The 22,973-nt window shown below is 71.4% G+C and carries 20 protein-coding genes; 13 read left to right on the top strand and 7 right to left on the bottom strand.

The features are described 5' to 3' along the window. Positions 1-27: 27 nt before the first annotated feature. The gene (locus D1369_RS29635; RefSeq protein WP_037899717.1) at positions 28-690 is read right to left on the bottom strand and encodes a hypothetical protein; all 663 of its coding nucleotides are present in this window, start codon (positions 688-690) and stop codon (positions 28-30) included. Between the two features lie 214 nt (positions 691-904). On the opposite strand from D1369_RS29635, the gene D1369_RS29630 reads away from it, so the two are divergent. The 4 genes from D1369_RS29630 (at position 905) to D1369_RS29610 (ending at position 6,916) form a co-directional block, all read left to right on the top strand. Next, the gene (locus D1369_RS29630) at positions 905-1,528 is read left to right on the top strand and encodes a GntR family transcriptional regulator (RefSeq protein WP_007381518.1); all 624 of its coding nucleotides are present in this window, start codon (positions 905-907) and stop codon (positions 1,526-1,528) included. A 1,050-nt stretch (positions 1,529-2,578) separates the two neighbouring features. Continuing rightward, the gene (aceE, locus tag D1369_RS29620; RefSeq protein ID WP_007381519.1) at positions 2,579-5,281 is read left to right on the top strand and encodes a pyruvate dehydrogenase (acetyl-transferring), homodimeric type; all 2,703 of its coding nucleotides are present in this window, start codon (positions 2,579-2,581) and stop codon (positions 5,279-5,281) included. A gap of 85 nt (positions 5,282-5,366) precedes the next feature. Beyond that, complete coding sequence (locus D1369_RS29615) at positions 5,367-6,341, top strand: YafY family protein (RefSeq protein ID WP_037899721.1); 975 nt, start codon at positions 5,367-5,369, stop codon at positions 6,339-6,341. A gap of 56 nt (positions 6,342-6,397) precedes the next feature. Beyond that, positions 6,398-6,916, top strand: coding sequence for a DUF4240 domain-containing protein (locus tag D1369_RS29610; protein WP_037899723.1), 519 nt, complete (start codon positions 6,398-6,400; stop codon positions 6,914-6,916). A 34-nt stretch (positions 6,917-6,950) separates the two neighbouring features. Here D1369_RS29610 and D1369_RS29605 read toward each other — a convergent pair whose 3' ends face one another. Further along, positions 6,951-7,184 (bottom strand): hypothetical protein, encoded by a 234-nt coding sequence (locus D1369_RS29605; RefSeq protein WP_007381522.1) that lies wholly within the window; start codon positions 7,182-7,184, stop codon positions 6,951-6,953. A gap of 159 nt (positions 7,185-7,343) precedes the next feature. On the opposite strand from D1369_RS29605, the gene D1369_RS29600 reads away from it, so the two are divergent. Continuing rightward, the gene (locus D1369_RS29600; protein ID WP_007381523.1) at positions 7,344-8,471 is read left to right on the top strand and encodes a peptidoglycan bridge formation glycyltransferase FemA/FemB family protein; all 1,128 of its coding nucleotides are present in this window, start codon (positions 7,344-7,346) and stop codon (positions 8,469-8,471) included. 35 nt (positions 8,472-8,506) lie between these two features. Here D1369_RS29600 and D1369_RS29595 read toward each other — a convergent pair whose 3' ends face one another. Further along, positions 8,507-9,259, bottom strand: coding sequence for a peptidoglycan recognition protein (locus D1369_RS29595; protein ID WP_050789875.1), 753 nt, complete (start codon positions 9,257-9,259; stop codon positions 8,507-8,509). A 782-nt stretch (positions 9,260-10,041) separates the two neighbouring features. Here D1369_RS29595 and D1369_RS29590 point away from each other — a divergent pair. Beyond that, entirely contained in the window at positions 10,042-11,226 is a 1,185-nt protein-coding gene (locus D1369_RS29590) for a MarP family serine protease (protein WP_118082700.1), read from the top strand. 155 nt (positions 11,227-11,381) lie between these two features. Here the strand turns inward: D1369_RS29590 and D1369_RS29585 are convergent, their stop codons facing one another. Next, entirely contained in the window at positions 11,382-11,870 is a 489-nt protein-coding gene (locus D1369_RS29585; protein ID WP_037899728.1) for a GNAT family N-acetyltransferase, read from the bottom strand. 70 nt (positions 11,871-11,940) lie between these two features. Here D1369_RS29585 and D1369_RS29580 point away from each other — a divergent pair, with 70 nt between their 5' ends. After that, complete coding sequence (locus D1369_RS29580; protein WP_202476977.1) at positions 11,941-12,834, top strand: TIGR01777 family oxidoreductase; 894 nt, start codon at positions 11,941-11,943, stop codon at positions 12,832-12,834. A 201-nt stretch (positions 12,835-13,035) separates the two neighbouring features. Then, the gene (locus D1369_RS29575; protein WP_037899733.1) at positions 13,036-14,460 is read left to right on the top strand and encodes an NAD(P)/FAD-dependent oxidoreductase; all 1,425 of its coding nucleotides are present in this window, start codon (positions 13,036-13,038) and stop codon (positions 14,458-14,460) included. Between the two features lie 94 nt (positions 14,461-14,554). On the opposite strand, the gene D1369_RS29570 is transcribed toward D1369_RS29575, so the two are convergent. Next, positions 14,555-15,991, bottom strand: a complete 1,437-nt coding sequence (locus D1369_RS29570; RefSeq protein WP_007381529.1) for a hypothetical protein — start codon at positions 15,989-15,991, stop codon at positions 14,555-14,557. 243 nt (positions 15,992-16,234) lie between these two features. Here D1369_RS29570 and lipB point away from each other — a divergent pair, with 243 nt between their 5' ends. The 4 genes from lipB (at position 16,235) to D1369_RS29550 (ending at position 19,325) form a co-directional block, all read left to right on the top strand. Then, on the top strand, positions 16,235-17,035 hold the full coding sequence (gene lipB, locus D1369_RS29565; RefSeq protein ID WP_007381530.1) for a lipoyl(octanoyl) transferase LipB: 801 nt from the start codon (positions 16,235-16,237) through the stop codon (positions 17,033-17,035). A gap of 74 nt (positions 17,036-17,109) precedes the next feature. Next, positions 17,110-18,075 carry a lipoyl synthase gene (lipA, locus tag D1369_RS29560; protein ID WP_007381531.1) on the top strand — a complete coding sequence of 322 codons (966 nt, stop codon included), beginning with the start codon at positions 17,110-17,112 and terminating at the stop codon, positions 18,073-18,075. 279 nt (positions 18,076-18,354) lie between these two features. Next, positions 18,355-18,555 carry a hypothetical protein gene (locus tag D1369_RS29555; RefSeq protein WP_007381532.1) on the top strand — a complete coding sequence of 67 codons (201 nt, stop codon included), beginning with the start codon at positions 18,355-18,357 and terminating at the stop codon, positions 18,553-18,555. Positions 18,556-18,623: 68 nt separating this feature from the next. Continuing rightward, a complete protein-coding gene (locus tag D1369_RS29550; protein WP_007381533.1) occupies positions 18,624-19,325 on the top strand; it encodes a DUF4191 domain-containing protein in 702 nt (233 codons plus the stop codon). 63 nt (positions 19,326-19,388) lie between these two features. On the opposite strand, the gene D1369_RS29545 is transcribed toward D1369_RS29550, so the two are convergent. Continuing rightward, positions 19,389-20,645 carry a lipase family protein gene (locus tag D1369_RS29545; RefSeq protein ID WP_007381534.1) on the bottom strand — a complete coding sequence of 419 codons (1,257 nt, stop codon included), beginning with the start codon at positions 20,643-20,645 and terminating at the stop codon, positions 19,389-19,391. Between the two features lie 161 nt (positions 20,646-20,806). Next, positions 20,807-21,277: an RDD family protein gene (locus D1369_RS29540; protein WP_007381535.1), complete on the bottom strand. Its 471-nt coding sequence runs from the start codon at positions 21,275-21,277 to the stop codon at positions 20,807-20,809. A gap of 200 nt (positions 21,278-21,477) precedes the next feature. Between D1369_RS29540 and glnA the strand changes: the two genes are divergently transcribed. After that, entirely contained in the window at positions 21,478-22,887 is a 1,410-nt protein-coding gene (gene glnA, locus D1369_RS29535) for a type I glutamate--ammonia ligase (RefSeq protein WP_007381536.1), read from the top strand. The last annotated feature ends 86 nt before the right edge of the window (positions 22,888-22,973 follow it).

Raw genomic sequence — 22,973 nt, 5'->3', positions numbered from 1 at the left:
TCTCCGGGCGGGGGCACCGGCGTTTCCTCACCTGGGTGTCAGCTGCTGGTCCGACCAGCCCCACAGCTCCTCCACCCACACGTTGGGGACGGACAGCTTCGGAGCGGGCGTGAGGTGCTGCGTGCGGTACGCCTTCAGGACGTCGTAGGTGGCGTCCAGGCAGTCCCGCGAGGTGAGTTTCCCGGTCCTCGGATCGACCCCGACGAGGAACCCGCGGGCCTCGACGGTACGGATCATGACCCGGGCCCTGTTCACGTCGTGCGCCGAGGACTTCGTACAGCGGTAGCGGCTGTAGGGGTGCTCCGACCTGCCGGGGTAGTTGGCGTCGGTGCTCATCTCGCTGAGCATGCGGTCGTACGAGCCCTCGGCGTGCCAGGCCCCGATGTCACCGCCCGGCGGGGTGTACAGCTTCTCGCTCGGGTTCTCGACGGCACCGTAGACCCAGCGGCCGGTGCCCGGGACCTTGAAGCCCCAGCCGACGTGGCCGAACTTCTGCGCCCCGTCGGGCTTGACGAACACACAGGCGGCACCCCTGCTCGGCGCCGCACCCGCCATGTCGGTGATCGCTTCCGCGCCGCTCGGTGCCGTCTCCGCCGTCGCCCGTGCGGCCGCCTGTCCGCAGCCCGCCACGGCGACGATCGCGCCGATCACGGCCCCCACCGCCAGTCCCCGTCGTCCCCCGATGTGCATGCCGTCCCCCTGCGGTGCGAAGAGGCGCCCCGTGCGGGAACCCCTTGACGGACGCGACACTTCTCAGGGCCGTGGGGTTCCGTGGCTTGACAGAAGTCGTAGGACTGGGAGCGTGTAAGCCTCGTCTCACCTGCATGAAAGCGCCCCCGCGCGCCCCTCCCGGACGGGGTCTCGGCCTTATTGTCTAAACGTCAAACGCCCTTAAGGAGCTCTCATGACCGCGCCCGTCGTCCACTCGCTGCGCGAACAGATCCGCGAGCACATCGTGGAGGGGATCGTCAGCGGGCGCTGGCAGCCGGGTGAGCGGATCGTGGAACGTCGCATCGCGACCGAGCTGGAGGTCAGCCAGACGCCGGTGCGGGAGGCGCTGCGCGAGCTGGAGTCGCTGCGGCTGATCGAGTCGGCGCCGAACAAGGGCGTACGGGTGCGGAACCTGACGGCGGCGGACCTGGAGGAGAGCTACCCGGTCCGGGCCGGGCTGGAGGCCATCGCGGCGGAGTTGGCGGCGGAGCGGCTGGCGCAGGACTGCTCGGCGCTCGAACCGCATGTCGCCGCGCTCTACGAGGCCGACCGGGACTCCGACGGGACCGGCCAGGTGCGGCACACCGTGGGTTTCCACCGCGAGTTGGTGCGGGCGGCCGGCAACTCGGTGCTGCTGCACACCTGGGAGGGCCTGGGCATCGAGGTCTTCACGGCGCTGTCGATCCGCTGGCTGGGGACGGTACAGCAGTCGTACGCGGAGGAGCACGAGGAGCTGGTGGCCGCGTTCCGGAGGCGGGACCCGCGGATCGCCGACATCGTGAAGTCCCACGTGCTGGGGTGCGCGCCGAGGGCCTGAGGGCCGGGACCACGGCCGGTTCGACACCGCCGGACAGCACCGCTGTGACCGCCCCGTCGCGACTGAGCGCCACCGACCCCGAGCACGGGCACGGCCAAATGCCACCGTGGCCGAACACCGCCGGGCAGAGCAGCATCACGGCTGAGCACGCCAGGCAGAGCACCGTCACGGCTGAGCACCGCCAGGCAGAGCACCGTCACGGCTGAGCACCGCCAGGCAGAGCACCGTCACGGCTGAGCACCGCCGGGCAGAGCGAGCGCCGCCGCCACTGAGCGCCCCCGCGGCCGAACACCGCCGGGCCAAGCACCATCGCGGCCGAGCGCCACCGACCCCGAGCACGGCCGCGGCCAAATGCCACCATGGCTGAACACCGTCGCGACCGAGCGCCACCAGGCCCGAGCACCACCAAGCTGAGCACATCGTGGCCGAACACCACCAAGCCCGAACACCATCAGGCCGAGCACCGCCGCGACAGAGCACCATCGCGCCTGAGCACCACCAGACCCGAGCCCCGCCATGGCCGACCACCGCCGGGCCAAGCACCATCGCGGCCGAACACACCACCGGGCCCGAGCACCATCAAGCCGAGCACATCGGGGCCGAGCACCACCGACCCCGAACACGGCCGCGGCCAAATGCCACCATGGCCGAACACCGCCAGGCCGTGCACCGTCGCAACCGAACGCCACAAGACCCGAGCACCACCGTGCCCGACCACCGCCGCTGTCGAGCACCTCCGTGCCGAGGAGCGGCACCCGTGTCCCCGAGAGGTTGCCGAGCAGTCGAGCGCACCTTCGCTCAAACGCCCTCCGACCTGCAAAAACCCGCGCCTTCGCAGTCACCCGGTGCCACCGCCGGAGGCACCCCGTGCCTACTTTGTCGTCATCGAGAAGTTTTGCCCCTCAACCCTTTGATCGATCATCGATCAGCGAGTTAGAGTCGCCGACGGGCCCTTACCGGGGCCCTCCGCCCTGTCCTGCCAAAGACAAAGGGCACCCCCGAAACCCTGCCTGATTGAGGGAACCCCCTTCGACTGAGGAAGGCGGCGACATGACCGACCCCAACGCCATCCAGGCCAGCGAGCTCGACCAGCTCCCCGACCGGGACCCCGAGGAGACCGCCGAATGGCAGGCCTCCCTGGACGCGGTCGCCAAGGCGGCCGGCCCGCACCGTGCCGCGTACCTGATGCGCCGCACGCTGGAGAGGGCGGAGGGCAACGGCATCGCGCTGCCGAAGCTCCTCGAGACCGACTACGTCAACACCATCCCCACCGCCGCCGAGCCGGGCCTGCCCGGTGACCCGGAGATGGAGGCCCGCATCACCGCGTGGAACCGCTGGAACGCGGCCGCGATGGTGACCCGGGGCAGCAAATACGGCGTCGGCGGCCACATCGCCACCTTCGCCTCCGCGGCCTGGCTCTACGAGACCGGCTTCAACCACTTCTTCAAGGGCAAGGAGGCCGACGGGTCCGGCGACCAGCTCTACATCCAGGGCCACGCCTCCCCCGGCATCTACGCCCGCGCCTTCCTCGACGGCCGGCTGGACGAGCACCAGCTCGACAACTTCCGCCGCGAGTCGGGCGGCAACGGCCTCCCGTCGTATCCGCACCCGCGCCGCCTGCCCTGGCTGTGGGAGTTCCCGACGGTGTCGATGGGCCTCGGCCCGCTCTCCGCGATCTACCAGGCGCGTTTCAACCGCTACCTGACCGCCCGCGGCATCAAGGACGTCTCGCAGTCCCACGTCTGGGCCTTCCTCGGCGACGGCGAGATGGACGAGCCCGAGTCCACGGCGGCACTCGCGCTCGCGAGCCGCGAGGGCCTCGACAACCTCACCTTCGTCATCAACTGCAACCTCCAGCGCCTCGACGGCCCGGTCCGCGCGAACTTCAAGATCGTGCAGGAGCTGGAGGCCCAGTTCCGCGGCGCCGGCTGGAACGTCGTCAAGTCGCTGTGGGGCAACGCCTGGGACGAGCTCTTCCAGCTCGACACCACAGGCGCGCTCGTACGACGGCTGCGCGAGGTACCGGACGCGCAGGTGCAGACGTACCAGACGCGCGACGCGGCCTACATCCGCCAGGACTTCTTCGGCAAGGACCCGGCGCTCGTCGAGATGGCCAAGCTGCTGTCCGACGACAAGATCCTCGAGTGTTTCCACCTCTCCCGCGGTGGCCATGAGGCGCGCAAGGTGTACGCCGCCTACAAGGCCGCCGTCGAGTTCAAGGGCGCGCCGACCGTGATCCTGGCCCAGACGGTCAAGGGCCACACCCTCGGCGAGGGCTTCGCGTCGAAGAACGCCAACCACCAGATGAAGAAGCTGTCGGTGGACGAGTTCAAGACGATGCGCGACCTGCTCGAACTGCCCATCAAGGACAGCGACTTCGTCGACGGTGTGGTGCCCTACGGCCACCCGGGCGCCGACTCCCCCGAGGTGCGCTACCTCCAGGAGCGCCGGGCCGCTCTCGGTGGTCCCGCGCCGGCCCGCCGAGTGCACCCCGTGGCCCCCCTGCCGGCCCCGGCGGAGAAGGCCTTCGCCTCCTTCGACAAGGGCTCCGGCTCGCAGAACGTGGCCACCACCATGGCCTTCGTCCGGCTCATCAAGGACTTGGTCCGCGACAAGGAGACGGGTAAGCGCTGGGTGCCGATCGTTCCCGACGAGGCGCGAACCTTCGGCATGGAGAGCCTCTTCCCGTCCCTGGGCATCTACTCGCCCAAGGGCCAGACGTACGAGCCGGTCGACCGCGACCAGCTGATGTACTACAAGGAGGCCCAGAACGGCCAGATCCTCAACGAGGGGATCACCGAGGCCGGTTCGATGGCCGACTTCATCGCCGCTTCGACGTCGTACGCGACGCACGGCGAGGCGATGATCCCGTTCTACATCTTCTACTCGATGTTCGGCTGGCAGCGCACCGCCGACCAGATGTGGCAGCTCGGCGACCAGCTCGGCCGCGGCTTCCTCGTCGGCGCCACGGCGGGCCGTACCACGCTGACGGGCGAGGGCCTGCAGCACGCGGACGGGCACTCCCCGGTGATCGCGGCGACGAACCCGGCGGCGCTGACGTACGACCCGGCGTTCGCCTACGAGGTCGCCACCATCGTGCGCGACGGTATCCGCCGCATGTACGGCGAGGCGGCCCCCGGCGAGGACCCGAACGTCTTCTACTACCTGACGGTCTACAACGAGCCGCTCCCGCAGCCCGCGAAGCCGTCCGGCCTCGGCATCGACGAGGGCATCGTCAAGGGCCTGTACCGCTTCAACACGGCGGAGTCCGCGGGCCTTTCCCCGGCCGCGAACGCCCCCCGCATCCAGCTCCTCGGCTCCGGCACGGCGATCCACTGGGTGCTGAAGGCCCAGCGGATGCTGGCCGAGGAGTGGGGCGTGGCGTCCGACGTGTGGTCCGCGACCTCCTGGACGGAGCTGCGCCGTGACGCGCTGGAGGCCGACGCCGGTCTGCTGCGCGGCGAGGAGCGGGTACCGTACGTCCGTCAGGCGCTGCACGGTGCCGAGGGCCCGGTGCTCGCGGTCTCCGACTACATGCGTCAGGTCCCGGACCAGATCGCGCAGTGGGTCGAGCAGGACTGGTCCTCGCTCGGCGCGGACGGCTTCGGCCTCTCCGACACCCGCGAGGGCGCCCGCCGCCACTTCGGCGTCGACGCCGAGTCGGTCGTGGTCGCGGCCCTGGCCCAGCTGGCCCGCCGCGGCGAGGTCAAGGCGACGGCGGTGAAGGAAGCACGCGAGAAGTACGGGCTGTGAGGGCCTGAGCTTCGACGCTCGCGGTGAAGGGGTACGGCGGCCGCCGTACCCCTTCGCTGTCAGTGGGCCCCGGCATCATGGCCGTATGCGTGCTGCCCGGCTCATCAGGATGGTGCTGTTGCTCCAGTCCCGGCCCTCCATGACCGCCGCCGAGCTGGCGCGGGAGCTGGAGGTGTCGGAGCGGACGGTGTCGCGGGACGCGCAGGCGCTGTCGGAGGCGGGGGTCCCGGTCTACGCCGACCGGGGGCGGGCCGGCGGGTACCGGCTGATCGGCGGGTACCGGACCCGGCTGACCGGACTGGCCCGGAGCGAGGCCGAGGCGCTGTTCCTGTCCGGGGTGCCGGGGGCGCTGCGCGAGATGGGGCTGGAGGACGCCGCCTCCGCCGCCCGGTTGAAGGTCTCGGCGGCCCTGCTGCCGTCCCTGCGGGACGCTTCCCGTACGTCGGCCCAGCGCTTCCACCTGGACGCGCCGGGCTGGTTCACCGAGCCGAAGTCCCCCGAGTCGCTGCCCGCCGTCGCCGACGCGGTGTGGGACGACCGACGGGTCACCGCGCGCTACTGCGGCCGGGAGGGCGAAGTGGAGCGGGAGCTGGAACCGTACGGGCTCGTGCTCAAGGCGGGCGTCTGGTACCTGTGCGCGCGGGTCCAGGACGGCGGTTCCTTCCGGGTGTACCGGCTCGACCGTTTCACGGCGGTGACGGCCGGCGAGGATCGCTTCGAGCGCGACGAGGGGTTCGACCTGCCCGGCTTCTGGGCGGAGCGCGCCGAACAGTTCGCGCGCTCGATCCTGCGGGCCGAGGTCGTCGTACGGCTGTCCGGGGACGGCGTGCGACGACTTCCGTACGTCGTCGATCCGGCCTCCGCGCGGGAGGCGCTGGCGGCCGCGGAAGCGGCTCACGAGGACGGGTGGCTGACCGTGACGCTCCCGGTGGAGTCCGAACAGGTCGCCCACACCCAGCTGGCGGGACTCGGTCCTGAGGTGGAAGTGCTGGCTCCGGAGAGTCTGCGGGCGCGATTCGCCGAGGACGCGAGACGGCTGGGCCGCCTGTACGGGACATAACAATCCGCCGCACTCCACGTGCGCCCCACCCTTTCAGGCCCGATGCTGGACCCGTGATGGACGAGACGGAGTTCTGGGAGCTGGTGGACGCCACCCGCGAGGCCGCCGAGGGCGACCCCGAGGAGCAGGCCGACCTGCTGGTGGACCGGCTGCTCGCGCTGGACCCGGAGATGGTCCTCGACTTCGCCCGTCACTTCGAGGCACGCTTCAACCGCGCGTACACGTGGGACCTGTGGGGCGCCGCCTGGATCCTGCTGGACGGGGCGAGCGACGACGCCTTCGACTCCTTCCGCTGCTGGCTGATCGGCCAGGGCCGCGAGGTGTACGAGGGCGGGGTGCACGACCCCGACTCGCTCGCCGACCTGCTGGCCGACTTCGACGAGGAGATCGACGGCGACGGCGAGGAACTGGGCTTCGCGGCCGACGAGGCCTACGAGCAGCTCACCGGTACCGTCGCGCCCGACCTGGGTATCCCGCCCGCGGCCTCCGAGCCGCTGGGCGCGCCGGTCGACCTGGAGAGCGACCGGGTGCTGGCGGAGCGGTGTCCCAAGTTGTGGGAGCGCTTCAGGGGCTGAGCGCCCGTCACCGGCTGCCGTCTCATGCCGTCTCTCAGGCCGCCGCGTTCCGGCGGCGGGTCGTGTCCGTCGGGATGTACGCCTGCGTCTGGTCCGCCTTCACCGGGTGGTGCAGGGGGGCCGCGTTGGCCTGGTCGAGGGCGGACGCGGTGACCGCGGCCGGGCCGAGGATGACGGCCGCGACGGCACAGACGACCGCCCAGGGGCCGCCGGTGGTACGGAGCCTGCCAGCGGTCTTCTCGGGGCCGTTCATGTGACTGCTGTTCATTTCTTCCCCACCTCCAGTCAGTGCGTGTGGATGACGATAGGGCGGCTGTTTCGGCGTGGTCCTTGAGTCGCCTACGAGAAGCCTGTGAGAGCTGAGGCTCTTGACCCCGGCCGTGACTCCCGGCGTACCGTGGCCGCCCCGAACAGGAGCACCCCGCCCATGACCAGCCCGTATGTGCGCGAGATCACGCGCGAGGAACATCTCGCCCATCTGCGGCTGCATCCCGACGCGAGCCATCTCCAGATCCCCGAGTGGGCCGACGTGAAGCCCGACTGGCTGGCGGAGAGCGTCGGCTGGTTCGAGGACGGGACCAGGATCGCGACGGCCCTCGTCCTGTACCGGCCGCTGCCCGGCACCCGGCGCTGTCTCGCCTACCTGCCCGACGGACCGACGATCGACTGGCTGGGCCCGCGCCCGGAACACCTGCTGGATCCCCTGGTCGCCCATCTGGAGAAGCGCGGGGCGTTCTCGGTGCGGATCGGGCCGCCCGTCGTCGTCCGGCACTGGGACGCCGGCACGGTGACGGCGGGCCTCGCCGACCCCGGCGTCCGCCATGTGCGCGAGCTGCCCGCGGCCGGTGTCGACGGGTTCGCGCTGGACGCCGGGGAACGGCTGCGCGGGCTCGGGTGGCGGCGGTGCGCACAGGACGAGGACAGCGGCTTCGGCCTCGGGCAGCCACGGTACGGCTGTCACATCCCGCTGGCGGGCCGCTCGGTGGACGAGCTGCGCGCGGCCCTCGCGCCGCACTTCGAGCAGTCCCTGCGCACGGCCGAGTCGGCGGGCGTCCGGGTCTCCTGGGGTACGGCCGCCGATCTGCCCGACTTCTACCGCCTCTACGCGGCCACCGCCGCCCGCGACGGTTTCCGGGTCCGGCCCCCGGCCTACTTCCGGCGCATGTGGGAGGCCCTGAACGCCGAGGACTCCGACCGGCTGCGGCTCTATCTCGCCGAGTACGACGGCGAGGTGCTCTCCGCCGCGCTGATGATCAACGTCGGCTCCCGGGTCTGGCACTCCTACGCCGGGTCCGGCCGCCGGGGGCGGGAAGTGCGGCCCAGCAGCGCGCTGTTGTGGCGGATGCTGTGCGATGCGCGGGCGGCCGGTGCGGCGACGTACGACCTGCGTGCGGTCACCCCCTCCCTCGGCGAGGACCGGCTGCTGGGCCGGCTCCACTTCAAGACGGGGGCGGGGGGCCGGGTCGTGGAGTACCTCGGCGAGTGGGAACGCCCCGTGGGGGTCCAAGGGCGGGTGCTGCAGCGGGCGTTGGGGATGTATCTCGGGCGCAGGTGACACGGCCGGGGTGCCCGCCGGGTCACGTCCCGGGGTCAGGTCCTGCCCTGGAGGCGGGCCGCCCTCTGTCTGATCTCCGGGAGCATGGCACGGAGGGCGGCGCCGGGGCAGGTCGTCATGTAGGCGTCGCCGTGGGCCGCGAGGGCGGGCAGTGCCGCGGTGGTGCCGTCGGCGTAGCGGCTGAGGCTGTTGCTGGAGGTGAGGCGGACGGTACTGCGGGGGTCGACGCCGGCGAGGCCGAGTTTCCAGGCGACCAGGGCGGCGATCGCGTCGGTCATCGCCCGCGGGACGGCGACGCCCGCGGTGAAGGTGCCGAGGGCGGCGATGCCCGCGGTGCGGTGGTTGAAGCCCAGGGTGTGGGCGCCGGTGACGGGGCGGTCGATGCCGCCCGCTCGGCCCTCGTAGATGGTGCCGCAACGGTCGACGAGGAAGTTGTAGCCGATGTCGTCCCAGTTCCGGGCGCCGGTCTGGCCGGCGGCGAGGTAGCGGATGATGCGGGGGGAATCGGCGCAGTCGTAGTCGTTGGGCGAGTCGGTGTGGTGCACGAAGACCGCGAGCACCTTGTCGTCGTAGCTGGGGGGCGGCGGGGTACGGGCGGTGGAGTTCTCCTCCCCGCCGACGGCCCACACCGACCTCGGCACGATGTGCGGCCTGAGGGCCCCCCGCGAAACGACCCCGGGCCGCGCCGACGCGGCGCCCCCGGCCCTCCCGGCGTCCACCGCCCGCTCGACCCCACTGACACACAGCACAAGCCCGAGAACGACGGCGAGCCCGGGCACACAGGCCAGCGGAAGGGAGAGGGCGCGGGGCGCACGGCGTCGTGTCCGAGCGGGGGGTGGGGGCTCGATGGGTGCGGGTTCGATGGGTGCGGGGGTCGCTGGGGTCCCTGGGGTCGCTGGTTGGGCGGATGCCGGAGGCCCGGAGGGGGTCGCGGGCACGGCGAGGGCCGTGGAGGTGGCAGCCCCAGCGGGAGCCCTGGTGGGGCGGGAGGGAGCCCCGGACCCGGCAGACGTCTCGACCCCAGGAGAAGCGGCGCCCCGGGCGGGATCCGGATCCCCCGCTGACGCCGTAGACCTGACCAGAGCGGTGCGTCCGGCGCAGGTCGGAGGTCCGCCGGAAGCATCTGCCCCGGCAGCAACCGCAGGCCCGGGAGACCCCGTCGGGCTGACAGGAGCGGCAGACCCGACAGACACCGCACAGTCGCCAGAAGCGCCCGCTCCGGCAGGGACCGCGGTCCCCTGAGGAGCCCCTTCCTCCGCCGCCGCACACCCCGGCGAGCTGACGGGGAAGCGGTTTCGCAGCGCGAGCCGGATCAGGCTCGCGCCGCGTATCCGGGCCGACCGCCGCCTTCGTATCCCCCGGGCTCTTCGGACACGCATGGTCCCACTGTGGGACGGATCCGCTCCGCCCGCGATGTGTGCTGTGCCACCCGGTGGAACCATCGTCCAGGTCCGCGACGTTTTTCCAGGTGCACGCACGCGTGGCCGGTTCCCGGTGCCACGCGTGCGCGTAGCTGATCACTGGACGCCTCGCCTGCGTACTGAAGGTTCCGAGAGAGAAGGGCGGCTCCGTGGACGTGCTCGACATCCTGCTGTTGCTGGTGATCGCCGCCTATGCGGCCTCCGGCTACCGGCGCGGCCTGGTGGCCGGCTGCGTCTCGTTGGCCGGTTTCGTCGGCGGCGCGGTCGTGGGCGTCTGGGCGCTGCCGTGGATCATGGACCTGGTGACACCGGGGAGCACGGCCGCGACGGTGACCGCGGTGCTGACCGTGCTGGCCCCGGCCGCCGTGGGGCACGAGCTGGCGGGGCGGCTGGCGCTCAGGCTGCGCAGGGAACTGGACCAGGGGCCGCTGAGAGTCGCCGACGGCGTCGGCGGGGCCGCGGCCAACTCCGTGGCGGTGCTCATCGTGTCCTGGGTCGCCGCCAGCGTGCTCGGCGCGTCCTCGTCCCCGCTGGTCACCACCGCCATCCGGGACTCCGCCCTGCTCGGCACCGTCCAGGACGCCATGCCGGACACCACACCCTCCTGGTTCTCCCGGGCCACCTCCGCGCTCACCGAGGCGGGCTTCCCGCAGGTCTTCAACCCGTTCGAGAACGAGTCGACGGCCGAGGTGGCCAAACCCACCGGCGACAGCGTCACGGCCGCCGCCACCAACGCGGCCAAGGTCAGCACCGTCAAGATCGAGGGCGCCTCCGGCACCCAGGGCCGCGAGGGCAGCGGTTTCGTGTACGCGCCGCAGCACGTGATGACCAACGCCCACGTGGTGGCCGGCATCGACGAGCCCAACGTCCGGATCGGCGGGGTCGGGCAGGCGTACGAGGCGCGGGTGGTGCTGTTCGACCCGGACCGGGACGTGGCCGTGCTGTACGTCCCGGATCTCCGCGCACCGGTGCTGCGCTTCGACGACGGCGCCGCCCGGGGCGACTCCGCGGTGGTCGCGGGCTATCCGCAGGACGGCGACCTGAACCTCCAGGCAGCCACGGTGGCGGGCCGGGTGAAGGCGACCGGGCAGAACATCTACAACGACGCCACCGTCACCCGCGAGATCTACTCGATCCGCTCGACCGTCCGCCCCGGCAACTCCGGCGGCCCCCTGCTGACCACCTCCGGCAAGGTCTACGGCGTGGTCTTCGCCCGCTCCACCTCCGACGACGAGACGGGCTACGTCCTGACCGCCGACGAGGTCGCGGGCGACGCCGAGAAGGCGGCAGACGCGACGTCACCGGTGGACACGGGCGAGCTGGTCACGTCGTGAGGCGGTGTCCTCCCCGATGATGGGAGGGTCGGCCCCTTTCGTCCTCGCGGAGGCCCCCGTGCCCGTGTTCTTCCTGATCTCGCTGCTTGTGGCGGGGATCGCGCTCCACCTCGTGGTGCGCAGACGCCGTACGACCGCCGCGGCCGACCAGGTCCTCAGAGACGGCGCCCCATGAGCACGTCGTCGACGTACTCCCCCGCCAGCAGGAACTCCTCGGGCAGCACGCCCTCGACCGTGAAGCCCTCGGACTCGTAGAGCCTGCGGGCCGGGGTGTTGTGGCTGAGGACGCGCAGGGTGAGGCGGCGGGCGCCCCGGCGGCGGGCTTCGTCGGTGACCGCGCGGATCAGGGCGCGGCCCACGCCCCGGCCCCGGGCCTCCTCACTGACGGCGAGGCCCTGGATCTGGCGTACGTGGGCGTTCGCCTCGACCGGGGTCGGGAAACCGAGAAGGACGTATCCCAGGATGCGGCGGTCGGTCTCGGCGAGCAGACAGTCGTCGGGGAGGTGATGCTCACCGAAGAAGGGCCGGTAAGGGGGGTGTTGCCGCGGCGTGACCGCGTGCAGGGTCGACCAGGTCGCACGATCGAGGCGGGCCAGTTCCTCGTCGTCGTCGGGCAGGGCGCGGCGTATGGACAGCTCGGGCATGGCTGCCAGCCTAGGGCGGGGTACCGGAACCAGACATCGCTTTTACGCACCCACCAGGCAGGATGAGGTCATGCAACTTTCAAGAATCGCGGTGGCCGGGGCGTCCGGACTGATCGGCTCGGCCCTGGTGCGCTCGCTCGGCGCGGACGGGCACGAGGTGGTGCGCCTGGTGCGCCGGGAGCCCCGGGACGACACCGAGGTCCGGTGGGACCCCGAGGCCGGGCGGGTCGACACGGCCGGGCTCGCCGGGTGCGACGCCGTGGTCAACCTCGCCGGGGCGGGGGTCGGTTCGCGCCGCTGGACGGAGGCGTACAAGACCCGGATCCACGACAGCCGGGTGAACGGCACGAGGGCCCTCGCCGAGGCGGTCGCCTCTCTGGACGAGCCGCCGCGGGTCTTTGTGAACGGCAGCGCGATGGGGTACTACGGCGAGACAGGCGACCGGGTCGTCGACGAGAACTCGCCCGCCGGCCAGGGCTTCCTGCCCGAGCTGTGCGTGGAGTGGGAGGCGGCGGCCGCGCCCGCGCAACAGGCCGGAGTGCGGACCGCGTTCACCCGCACCGGCCTGGTGGTGGGCCGCGGGGGCGGGGCATGGGGCAAGCTGTTCCCGCTGTTCCAGGCGGGGCTCGGCGGGCGGATGGGCGACGGCGGGCAGTACTGGTCGTTCATCGCGCTGCACGACGAGGTCGCCGCGATCCGCCACCTCCTGGAGACCGACGGGCTGTCCGGACCGTTCAACCTCACCGCCCCGCAGCCCCTGACGAACCGTGAGATCACCGAGGCCATGGGCCGCGTGCTGCACCGGCCGACGCTCTTCTCCGTGCCCGCGCCGGCCCTGCGGGCCGTGCTCGGCGAGATGGCCGGGGACGTGCTCGGGAGCGCCCGGGTGCGGCCGACGCGGTTGCTGGAGTCGGGGTTCACGTTCGCGTTCCCGGACATCGAGGGGGCGATCCGGGCGGCGTGAGGAACGCGCCGGGCACGCGTGTGCCGTACGACGCCCCACGCGACCGTCTGTGACGACATGCGACCGGTGTGCGACCGTGCCCTGCCGATGCGCGACTGTTCCTGACCGATGACAGCCCTACCCTCGACCCGAACTCGGGTATTCCCGGAGCCTGTTGGGGCATGACGTCCCCACCGGCCGCGCAACCTCGAGGAGGGGCACGTGCTTGAGCCCGCGTACCAGGCGGACGTCGTGATCGTGGGAGCCGGGGTCGCCGGACTCTCCGCGGCGCATCGACTGACCAGCCAAGGAGTGACCGTCGCGGTGTTGGAGGCCGCCCCCTGTGTGGGCGGCCGCATGTCGACCGAGAAGATCGACGGCTTCCGGCTCGACCGGATCGGACAGCTGCTGTCCACGGCGTATCCCGAACTACGGCTGACACCGGGGCTCGACGGGCTCGTACTGCGCCCGTTCGCGCCGGGGGTCCTGCTGCACGGCGACGGGCGCCATCACCGGGTGGAGGCTCCGGCGGGCGCCCGGAGCGCAAGGGGCGCACTGCGCGCGGTGCGCGCCCTGGCGAGCGCCCCTCGGGGGGTGCCGGGGCCAGGGCTGATGGCGGCGTCCCGGAGGGCCGCGTTCCGGGTGCTGCCCGGTGCCGGTCAGACAACCGTGTCCCGGGTCGCCCGCGGGGCCGCACCGCTCGGCGGTGCCGTCGATCAGGCCCGGCTCGGTGCCGCGCTCACCCGGCTCGCCCACGTGCCCGTCGAACGCCTCCTCGCCCGTCCCGAACTGCCCGCGGGGCACGCGCTCGCGGCCCGGGGGCTGCCCGCGCGCACGATCGACGGGTTCCTGCGTCCGCTGCTCGCCGCGCTGCTCTGCGACCCCGCGCTGACGACGTCCAGCCGGTGCGCCGACCTCGCGCTGCGGGCCTTCGCGGGCGGACGGCTGTGTGTCCCGGAGGGAGGCGCGGAGGCGCTTCCGGAGCTGCTCGCGCGCACGCTGCCGGCGGGGACCGTGCACACGGGGGTGCGGGTCACGTCCGTCGCGACCACGTCGGTGACCACCGCCGAGCACGGCGAGCTCCGGTGCCGGGCCGTACTGCTGGCGACGGACGCGCGGGCCGCGGCTCAGCTGCTGCCGGGCCTGCGGGTACCGGACTTCCACCCGGTGACGGTCGTCCACCACACGACGGACGACCCGCCCCGCACGGGTTCCGCGCTGCTGCTCGACGCCGACCGGGGCGGCCCGGTGGCCCACACGGCGGTGATCAGCGAGGTCGACCCGAGCCGGGCCCCTTCGGGCCGGGCCCTGATCTCCTCGACGGTCCTCGGTCCCCCTCCCACGGATCTGGAAACGGCCGTACGCACCCACCTGGCCCGTCTGTACGGCACGCCGACGCACCGCTGGGAGACCCTCGCGGTCCACCACACCCGGGAGGCGGTCCCGGCCATGCCCGCCCCCCACGACCTGCGCCGCCCGGTACGCCTCCTGGCCGGCCTGTACGTCTGCGGCGACCACCGCGACACGAGCACGGTCCAGGGAGCACTGCATTCGGCCCGCCGGGCAACAACAGCAATCCTGAAGGACCTGGGAGCAGCAGGCTCGATGCACCGAGCGGATCCGACTCCTACGGCTCAGGCAGCGTAGGGTCACCCGCGCCCCGTAGGGGCGCGGGGAACTGCGCGACAAGCCACAACGCACCAGCACTCCGTACACAAGGGTGCGGAGTCACGGCGGCCCCCTACCCCAGCGCAGCCACCTTGTCCCGATAACTCCTCACCGGCGCCGCATCTTTATACGGCTCCAACCGCCGCTCGAAGTCCCGCACGTACTCCACCGCCCGCACCGACCGCATCTCCGCGGCCTGCCCGGCGGCCTCCGCGGCCAGCGAGCAGGCCTGGTCCAGCTCACCGAGCCCCAGCCGCGCGGAGGCGAGCACCACCCGGCAGAACAACCGACTGCGCGCGTACGCGGGCGCACGCAACTGGAGCGAGCGCTCGGCGTGCTGCGCCGCCGCCCGGAACTGCTGCAGATCCCGGTGGCAGTGCCCGAACTCGTCCGCCAGCTGCGCCTCGTCGAAGAACCGTGCCCAGTGCGGGACCTCGTCGCCGGGCCGCGCCGTCTCCAGGGCCCGCTCCGCGCGGACCAGCGACGCCGTGCACGCCCGCACCTCGCCCAGCACGCCGTGCCCCCGCGCCTCAGCCGAGTGCAGCAACGCCTGGACGACCGGTGGAGCCGTCGTCCCGACGCCCTGCTGAGCCACTCGCGCGAGCTGGATCGCCTCCCGGCCGTGCCCCAGGTACACGGCCTGCCGGCTCATCGTGACCAGCACGTACGCGCCGTACGCCCGGTCCCCTGCGGCCTGCGCGAGCCGCAGCGCCTGCACGAAGTACCGCTGCGCGAGTCCGTGCGCCGCGATGTCGTACGACGTCCAGCCCGCGAGCCGGGTCAGGTCCGCGGCCGCGGCGAACAGCCTGCGTCCGGTCGTCTCCCCGTATGTGCCGCGCAGCATCGGCTCGCACTCGTGCTCCAGGTAGCGGACCAGGGCCTGCCGGGCGTGGCCGCCGCCGTACTGGTCGTCGAGGGTGCGGAAGAGGTCGCCGACCGAACCGAGGGCGGCGATGTCGCCCCCGGTGACCTTCTGACCGGGCCCGCGCTCGGCCTGGCCGCGTTGCCGGGGTACCACCGGGCGCCCCTGGGCAGGGACCCGGAGAGGAGGCTCGCCGCGGGCGACCCGGTCGTCGGGACGGCCGATCAGCCAGTCGCGGCTCGGCACGACAAGGCCGGCCGGAGTGAAGGCGATCTTGCGGAGTTCGGCGTGGCTGCCGGAGTCCTTGCGCCACAGGCCGCTGACGATGTCGACGGCCTCCTCGGGTCCGGCGGCGAACTCCAGCCCGGCGTAGACGGGCGCGCAGGCGTCTAGGCCGAGGTCCTGCGCGGAGAGCCGGCGTCCGAGCCGGCGGGTGAAGACCTCGGCGATGAGGGCGGGCGTGGTGCCCCGGGGCTGCTGCCCGCGCAGCCACCGGGTCACGGAGGTCTTGTCGTATCTGAGATCCAGCCCGTGTTCGAGACCGAGCTGGTCCACGCGTCGGGCGAGACCCGCGTTGGAGAACCCCGCTTCTGCGATGAGCGCGGCGAGCTGTCGGTTGGGAGTGCGCTGCGCGGGTCGTTCCGTCATCTGCGGTGCGGTCTCCTGCCTTTCGGGCCGTCACGCGGTCACGTGGTGCCCGGATTGCCTGTGAGCAGCCCTTATGGCCTGCGCGAACGGCGAATGTAGCGGAGAGTGAGCAGACGATCGCACACTTCGACGCTCGTTCATCCGATCGTGTGAGGATTGCCCCCAGGGCTGACGCCCGCGGGGCGGACGTACAGTGGCGTAGGCACCCTTCGTGCCTTACGACCTTCTAGGGAGGCGCTTGCCGTGAGTGGGTTGCGGTTCGTCCGCATGGGGTTCGGTGCGGACGCGGTCGAGTACCGGGAAGCCTGGGACGAGCAGCGCCGGGTGCACACGGCGCGGTTCGAGGACGAGATCCCCGACACCGTCCTGCTGCTCGAACACCCCCCTGTGTACACGGCGGGCCGGCGCACCGCGGACAACGAGCGCCCCCTGGACGGCACCCCGGTCGTCGACGTGGACCGCGGCGGCAAGATCACCTGGCACGGCCCGGGGCAGCTGGTGGGCTACCCGATCCAGAAGCTCCCGCGTCCGGTGGACGTGGTGGCGCACGTGCGGCGCCTGGAGGAGGCCCTGATCCGCACCTGCGCGGAGTTCGGGCTGGAGACCACCCGGGTCGAGGGCCGCAGTGGCGTGTGGGTGCTCGGCGATCCGGTCGAGACGCGCCCGTCCCTCGGCGGGCTCTCCCTGGACTTCGATCCCCGGCTCACGGACGACGAGTTCGACCCGCGCATGAACGGCCCGGAGTACGCCCCCTCCAACGCGGGCCAGCGGCGCGAGGACCGCAAGATCGCGGCGATCGGCATCCGCGTCGCCAAGGGCGTCACCATGCACGGCTTCGCGCTGAACGTGAACCCGGACAACAAGTGGTTCGACCGGATCATCCCGTGCGGCATCCGGGACGCGGGCGTCGCCTCCCTCGCGGGCGAGCTCGGCCGGGACGTGACCATCGACGAGGTCCTGCCCGTCGTGGAGCGGCACCTGAGGGACGTACTGGAGAACGCGGACCTCAAGCCGAGGGTGATCGAGAAGACACCTGCGGCCTGAGACAGGCCGCGGCCTTTCAAATCCACGGGCGTACCCTTGAGCACGCCGAAGAATCAATCGCTAGGGAGCCGGTCGTGTCCGCAGTCGCACCCGACGGACGCAAGATGCTGCGCCTGGAGGTCCGCAACGCTCAGACCCCCATCGAGCGCAAGCCCGAGTGGATCAAGACCCGGGCGAAAATGGGCCCCGAGTACACCGCCATGCAGAAGCTCGTGAAGAGCGAGGGCCTGCACACGGTCTGCCAGGAAGCCGGCTGTCCCAACATCTACGAGTGCTGGGAGGACCGCGAGGCGACCTTCCTCATCGGCGGCGACCAGTGCACCCGGCGTTGCGACTTCTGCCAGATCGACACCGGCAAGCCCGAGGCCCTCGACCGGGACGAGCCGCGCCGCGTGGGCGAGTCCGTGGTCACCATGGACCTGAACTACGCCACCATCACCGGCGTCGCCCGCGACGACCTGGAGGACGGCGGCGCCTGGCTGTACGCCGAGACGGTCCGCCAGATCCACGAGCAGACCGCGGGCCGCGAGGCCGGCCGCACCAAGGTCGAGCTGCTGGCCCCCGACTTCAACGCCGTGCCGGAGCTGCTCCAGCAGGTCTTCGAGTCCCGCCCCGAGGTCTTCGCGCACAACGTCGAGACGGTCCCGCGGATCTTCAAGCGCATCCGCCCCGGCTTCCGTTACGAGCGCTCCCTGAAGGTCATCACCGACGCCCGTGACTTCGGTCTTGTGACCAAGTCCAACCTGATCCTCGGCATGGGCGAGACCCGCGAGGAGGTCAGCGAGGCGCTCCAGCAGCTGCACGACGCGGGCTGCGAGCTGATCACCATCACGCAGTACCTGCGGCCGTCGGTGCGCCACCACCCCGTGGAGCGCTGGGTCAAGCCGCAGGAGTTCGTGGAGCTGAAGGAGGAGGCCGAGCAGATCGGCTTCTCCGGTGTGATGTCCGGGCCCCTCGTCCGGTCCTCCTACCGGGCCGGCCGGCTCTACCAGATGGCGGTGGAGAAGCGCGGTTCCTACGTCGCTTCGCAGGCCGTCTGAGCATCAACTGAGCGCCCTTCGGATGGCACGGAGTGCCACTCCAAACGTGTGAATCCGAGCACAAGCAACTACCGCCTGGTAGTGGCCGATTGACGCGGTCCCGGACATCCCCGCAGATAGGGGGGCCATCGGGGCCGCGTCCGTGTTTTCGGGCGGCGCATCGGGGCTTCATGGGCGTTTGACCGGTCGGTCATGCGCTGGTAACACCAATCAGTGACCCTGGTTGTACACCCCGTGCATCACTCACCAGAGCCGCCATCCCGAGGGGGGACCTCCATCATGCAGGCCGCGCCGGTTCGCGCCACCGCCATTCCGTCCTTCTCCACTGCACTGCGTGCCGTCGAGTCGCTGCTCATGAGCAGCGGTCAGCGCACCGCCCGCCGCAACGCCTGGACCTCCGTCCTGGAGGACCGCCGCCGCGCCAAGGACCGGGTCGAGGTGCAGCGCGTGCTGGACCAGACCTTCACCGTCAGCTCCTGAATCCCTCCCCTTCCGAGGGGCGGACACTGCCGTCGTCGGCGTCTGCGGGGCCACGTAGACTTCGGGGCATGGCGAGAAGTGACAGTGCGGCGGATGCCGCGAACAGCGGGCGACTGAAGCAGATCGCCCTGACGTACAAGATGACCCGCAAGGCCGACAAGAAGATCGGCCTGGTACTCGCGGGTGTCTTCCTCCTCATCCTCGGCGTCTTTCTCGCCATCGGTTTCCTGATCGGCCACCCGGTCTACCTCGGCATCCTGGGCTTCCTGCTCGCCTTCCTCGGGACGGCGGTCATCTTCGGGCGCCGGGCCGAGCGGGCCGCGTTCGGGCAGATGGAGGGCCAGCCGGGTGCCGCTGCGGCCGTCCTGGACAACATCGGCCGGGGCTGGACGACCACCCCCGCGGTGGCGATGAACCGCTCCCAGGACGTGGTGCACCGGGCCGTCGGCAAGGCCGGCATCGTCCTGGTCGCCGAGGGCAACCCGAACCGGGTCAAGGGCCTGCTGGCCGCCGAGAAGCGGAAGATGAACCGCATCGTCGCGGACGTACCGGTGCACGACATCCTCGTCGGCACGGGCGAGGGCCAGGTCCCGCTCAAGAAGGTGCGGACCACGATGCTCAAGCTGCCGCGCGTGCTGACCGGCCCCCAGGTGACCGCCACCAACGACCGGCTGCGGGCGATGGGCGACCTGATGAGCAACATGCCGCTCCCCAAGGGCCCGATGCCGAAGGGCATGAAGCTGCCGAAGGGCGGCGGCAAGGCCCGCTGAGTTTTCTCGTACGACGTTGGGGGCGCCCGGTGTGACACCGGGCGCCCCCAACGTCGTGACGGATCAGCAGGTGTTCTGGGCGGACCTGCCCGCGAACCGGTCGCCGAGCCAGGAGACGACATCGCCGACGGCCTGGTTGTCGGTGAGCAGATGGTCGCCGGCGTAGATCTTCCAGCCGGTCCTCACGCCCGCCGCGCAGTAGGCGGAGCGGACGGCGTCCTCGGTGGCGGTGGGGATGACCTCGTCGAGGGCGCCGCGGTACTGCAGGACCGGGAAGGCGATCTTGTAGGCCCCGAGGTTCACGCCGAGTTTCTGGGCGTCCAGGACCTGGCCCCAGGTGCGGCCGTCGCTGCCGCGCTGCTGGTAGAGCTGGTCGAGGCTGAGCCCGGCCGTGGTGAAGTCCTTGATGCTCTTGCCCGCGAGGGCGGTGACGGTGCCGGCCAGGCACACGGACTTGGCGGTCTTCACGGCCTCCTTGCCCTGGTCGTTGAGGAGCGAGTCGAGGGGCAGCGTCGGGTAGGCGGCCTGGATGCCGACGGCCGCGTCGGCGAGGAAGCCGGAGAAGGCGCTGCCGTCGAGCCCGGCCGCCACCTGCTTCAGATCACCGGGGATGCCGCCGGACGCGTCTCCGACCACGTTCAGGTCGGGTGCGTAGGACGCCGCCAGCTGGGCCGCCCACAGGCTGGCCGCACCGCCCTCGGAGTAGCCCCACAGACCGACGCGGGCCTGCCGGGACAGACCGCTGCCCGGCACGGCGGGGGCGGCGCGGGCGATGTCGAGCAGGGCATGGCCGGAGTCGGTGCCGGCGACATAGGTGTGCGTCTGTCCGTCCAGGTAGCCGGGGCCGTCGGTGGCGGCGACGGCGTACCCGGCTCTGAGCAGGGCCGCGATGTTGTCGCCCTCGTACTCGTCCTGGAAGGCCCCGGCGAGCTGCTTGGAGAACGCGCACTGGGGGCCGAGGCCGAGGGTGCCGGGGTGGAAGGCGACGACGGGGCGGGCACCGGTGCCGGTCCAGGGCGCCGCGGGGACGGCGAGAGTGCCGGAGACGGCGACGGGCCGGCCCTGGTTGTCGGTGGAGCTGTAGCGGACCTTCCACGCGGACATGGCGATGCTGCCCGGCACCTGGCTCAGCGTCACGGAACGGCAGGCCAGCACGGTGCCCGGGGTGGCGGGGACGGTGGCGGGGGGTGCGTAGACGTCCGCGTCGGCGGCGGTGCAGGCGGCCGCGGCGGAGGCCTGCGGTGCTTCGGAGACGAGGCCGCCGCCCAGCAGGGCGGCGGCGAGGGCGGCGAGGGCCGTGACAAGGGCGGATCTCTTCATCGGTCCGGAGGGTCCCTTCGCAACGGGGGAGGGTTGCTTGGGTGCCAGACGCTAGGAGCCCGCACCTACTGACCAATAGTCAGTAGCCGCGCATGTTCGTCGCCAGGACTGTCAGGACGCGACAAGGACGCGACAGGGACTCAGAAGGACACAGGGCGTCGTCAGATCCGCACTTCCACGGTCTTCGCGAGCCTGTCGTGCAGGCCACGGCCGTCGCGGTCCCAGATCAGGGCCGGGAGGGCGAGGCAGAGCAGGACCGTGCGCAGGAGGGCGCGCGCCGGGTTCACACGGCCGGTGTCGAGGGCGACCACGCGCAGGCCGAAGAGGCGCTTGCCCGGGGTGAAGCCGATGGTGCCGACCGTGAGGACGCCCATCACGAAGAAGACGAGCAGCGACCAGTTCGAGGTCGAGGGGTCGCCGTAGCTCTGGGTGATCAACCGGGATGCAATCAGGACGCTCATCGCCCAGTCCACGGCGAGTGCGCCCAGCCGTCGCCCGGGGCGGGCGATCGACCCCGGCCCCTCCTCCGGCAGGCCGAGCTGCTGTCCGCGGTATCCGAAGTCGATACCGGCATCCTCGGCGGCCGCGCGGGGGCCGGAGAGCCACGATCCGATTGCATCCCTCTTGTCCACGCGTCCACGGTACTGCCAGCGTTTCGGGATACGGACAGGTGGGGCCCGGCCGACGATGTCCGGTTAACTTGTGCGAAACAAATGGGTCACGCCCGAGAAACCACCCGTCCCTAGGGTCGTGGACAGCGTGTGCCACCGCACTGGCCGCACGAACGAACTACCACCCCGGTCCAGGAACGGTCGGGAGTAGGAGGAGCTGGATGTTCCAGAACGCCGACGAGGCCAAGAAGTTCATCGCGGACGAGGACGTCAAGTTCGTCGACGTCCGCTTCTGCGACCTGCCGGGCGTCATGCAGCACTTCACGCTGCCCGTCGAGGCGTTCGACCCGGACGAGGAGCTCGCGTTCGACGGCTCGTCGATCCGCGGCTTCCAGGCCATCCACGAGTCCGACATGGCGCTGCGCGCGGACCTGTCGACCGCCCGGGTGGACTCCTTCCGCCGCGACAAGACGCTGAACATCAACTTCTTCATCCACGACCCGATCACCGGCGAGCAGTACAGCCGTGACCCGCGGAACGTGGCGAAGAAGGCCGAGGCCTACCTCGCGTCGACGGGCATCGCCGACACCGCGTACTTCGGCCCCGAGGCGGAGTTCTACGTCTTCGACTCGGTCCGCTTCGCCACCTCGTCGAACGAGTCCTTCTACCACATCGACTCCGAGGCGGGCGCCTGGAACACCGGTGCGCTGGAGGACAACCGCGGTTACAAGGTCCGCTACAAGGGCGGTTACTTCCCGGTCCCGCCGGTCGACCACTTCGCCGACCTGCGTGCCGAGATCTCCCTGGAGCTGGCCAAGTCCGGCCTCCAGGTCGAGCGCCAGCACCACGAGGTGGGCACCGCCGGCCAGGCCGAGATCAACTACAAGTTCAACACGCTGCTCGCCGCGGCCGACGACCTCCAGCTCTTCAAGTACATCGTGAAGAACGTGGCCTGGCGCAACGGCAAGACCGCGACCTTCATGCCGAAGCCGATCTTCGGTGACAACGGCTCGGGCATGCACGTCCACCAGTCCCTGTGGTCGGGCGGCTCCCCGCTCTTCTACGACGAGGCCGGTTACGCGGGCCTTTCGGACACCGCCCGCTACTACATCGGCGGCATCCTCAAGCACGCCCCGTCGCTGCTGGCCTTCACCAACCCGACGGTGAACTCGTACCACCGCCTGGTCCCGGGCTTCGAGGCGCCGATCAACCTCGTCTACTCCCAGCGCAACCGCTCCGCGGCCATGCGTATCCCGATCACGGGCTCCAACCCGAAGGCCAAGCGCGTCGAGTTCCGCGCGCCCGACTCCTCCGGCAACCCGTACCTCGCCTTCTCGGCTCTGCTCCTCGCGGGTCTGGACGGCATCAAGAACAAGATCGAGCCGGCCGAGCCGATCGACAAGGACCTCTACGAGCTGGCTCCCGAGGAGCACGCGGGCGTCGCCCAGGTCCCGACCTCCCTCCCGGCCGTCCTCGACCGCCTCGAGGCCGACCACGAGTTCCTCCTCCAGGGCGACGTCTTCACGCCGGACCTGATCGAGACGTGGATCGACTTCAAGCGGACGAACGAGATCGCCCCGCTCCAGCTGCGCCCGCACCCGCACGAGTTCGAGCTGTACTTCGACGTGTGATCGAACCGTAGGCCGTCCCACGGCGGTCTTAGGGTGGCTCTACGGCGCCCCCGTCCCGGCTTCTCGGGACGGGGGCGCCGTCGTAT

The organism is Streptomyces sp. CC0208, assembly GCF_003443735.1.
Lineage (GTDB): Bacteria > Actinomycetota > Actinomycetes > Streptomycetales > Streptomycetaceae > Streptomyces > Streptomyces sviceus.
This window is presented reverse-complemented; position numbering and strand designations above follow the sequence as displayed.

Bases quoted from the DNA above. Each gene is read 5' to 3' on its own strand.
- D1369_RS29555 (WP_007381532.1), top strand. From the start codon at position 18,355: ATGCAGGCCGCGCCGGTTCGCGCCACCGCCATTCCGTCCTTCTCCACT.
- aceE (WP_007381519.1), top strand. From the start codon at position 2,579: ATGACCGACCCCAACGCCATCCAGGCCAGCGAGCTCGACCAGCTCCCC.
- D1369_RS29550 (WP_007381533.1), top strand. From the start codon at position 18,624: ATGGCGAGAAGTGACAGTGCGGCGGATGCCGCGAACAGCGGGCGACTG.
- D1369_RS29630 (WP_007381518.1), top strand. From the start codon at position 905: ATGACCGCGCCCGTCGTCCACTCGCTGCGCGAACAGATCCGCGAGCAC.
- D1369_RS29605 (WP_007381522.1), bottom strand. From the start codon at position 7,184: ATGAACAGCAGTCACATGAACGGCCCCGAGAAGACCGCTGGCAGGCTC.
- D1369_RS29610 (WP_037899723.1), top strand. From the start codon at position 6,398: ATGGACGAGACGGAGTTCTGGGAGCTGGTGGACGCCACCCGCGAGGCC.
- D1369_RS29570 (WP_007381529.1), bottom strand. From the start codon at position 15,991: ATGACGGAACGACCCGCGCAGCGCACTCCCAACCGACAGCTCGCCGCG.
- D1369_RS29615 (WP_037899721.1), top strand. From the start codon at position 5,367: ATGCGTGCTGCCCGGCTCATCAGGATGGTGCTGTTGCTCCAGTCCCGG.
- glnA (WP_007381536.1), top strand. From the start codon at position 21,478: ATGTTCCAGAACGCCGACGAGGCCAAGAAGTTCATCGCGGACGAGGAC.
- D1369_RS29580 (WP_202476977.1), top strand. From the start codon at position 11,941: ATGCAACTTTCAAGAATCGCGGTGGCCGGGGCGTCCGGACTGATCGGC.
- D1369_RS29585 (WP_037899728.1), bottom strand. From the start codon at position 11,870: ATGCCCGAGCTGTCCATACGCCGCGCCCTGCCCGACGACGACGAGGAA.
- D1369_RS29600 (WP_007381523.1), top strand. From the start codon at position 7,344: ATGACCAGCCCGTATGTGCGCGAGATCACGCGCGAGGAACATCTCGCC.
- D1369_RS29635 (WP_037899717.1), bottom strand. From the start codon at position 690: ATGCACATCGGGGGACGACGGGGACTGGCGGTGGGGGCCGTGATCGGC.
- D1369_RS29545 (WP_007381534.1), bottom strand. From the start codon at position 20,645: ATGAAGAGATCCGCCCTTGTCACGGCCCTCGCCGCCCTCGCCGCCGCC.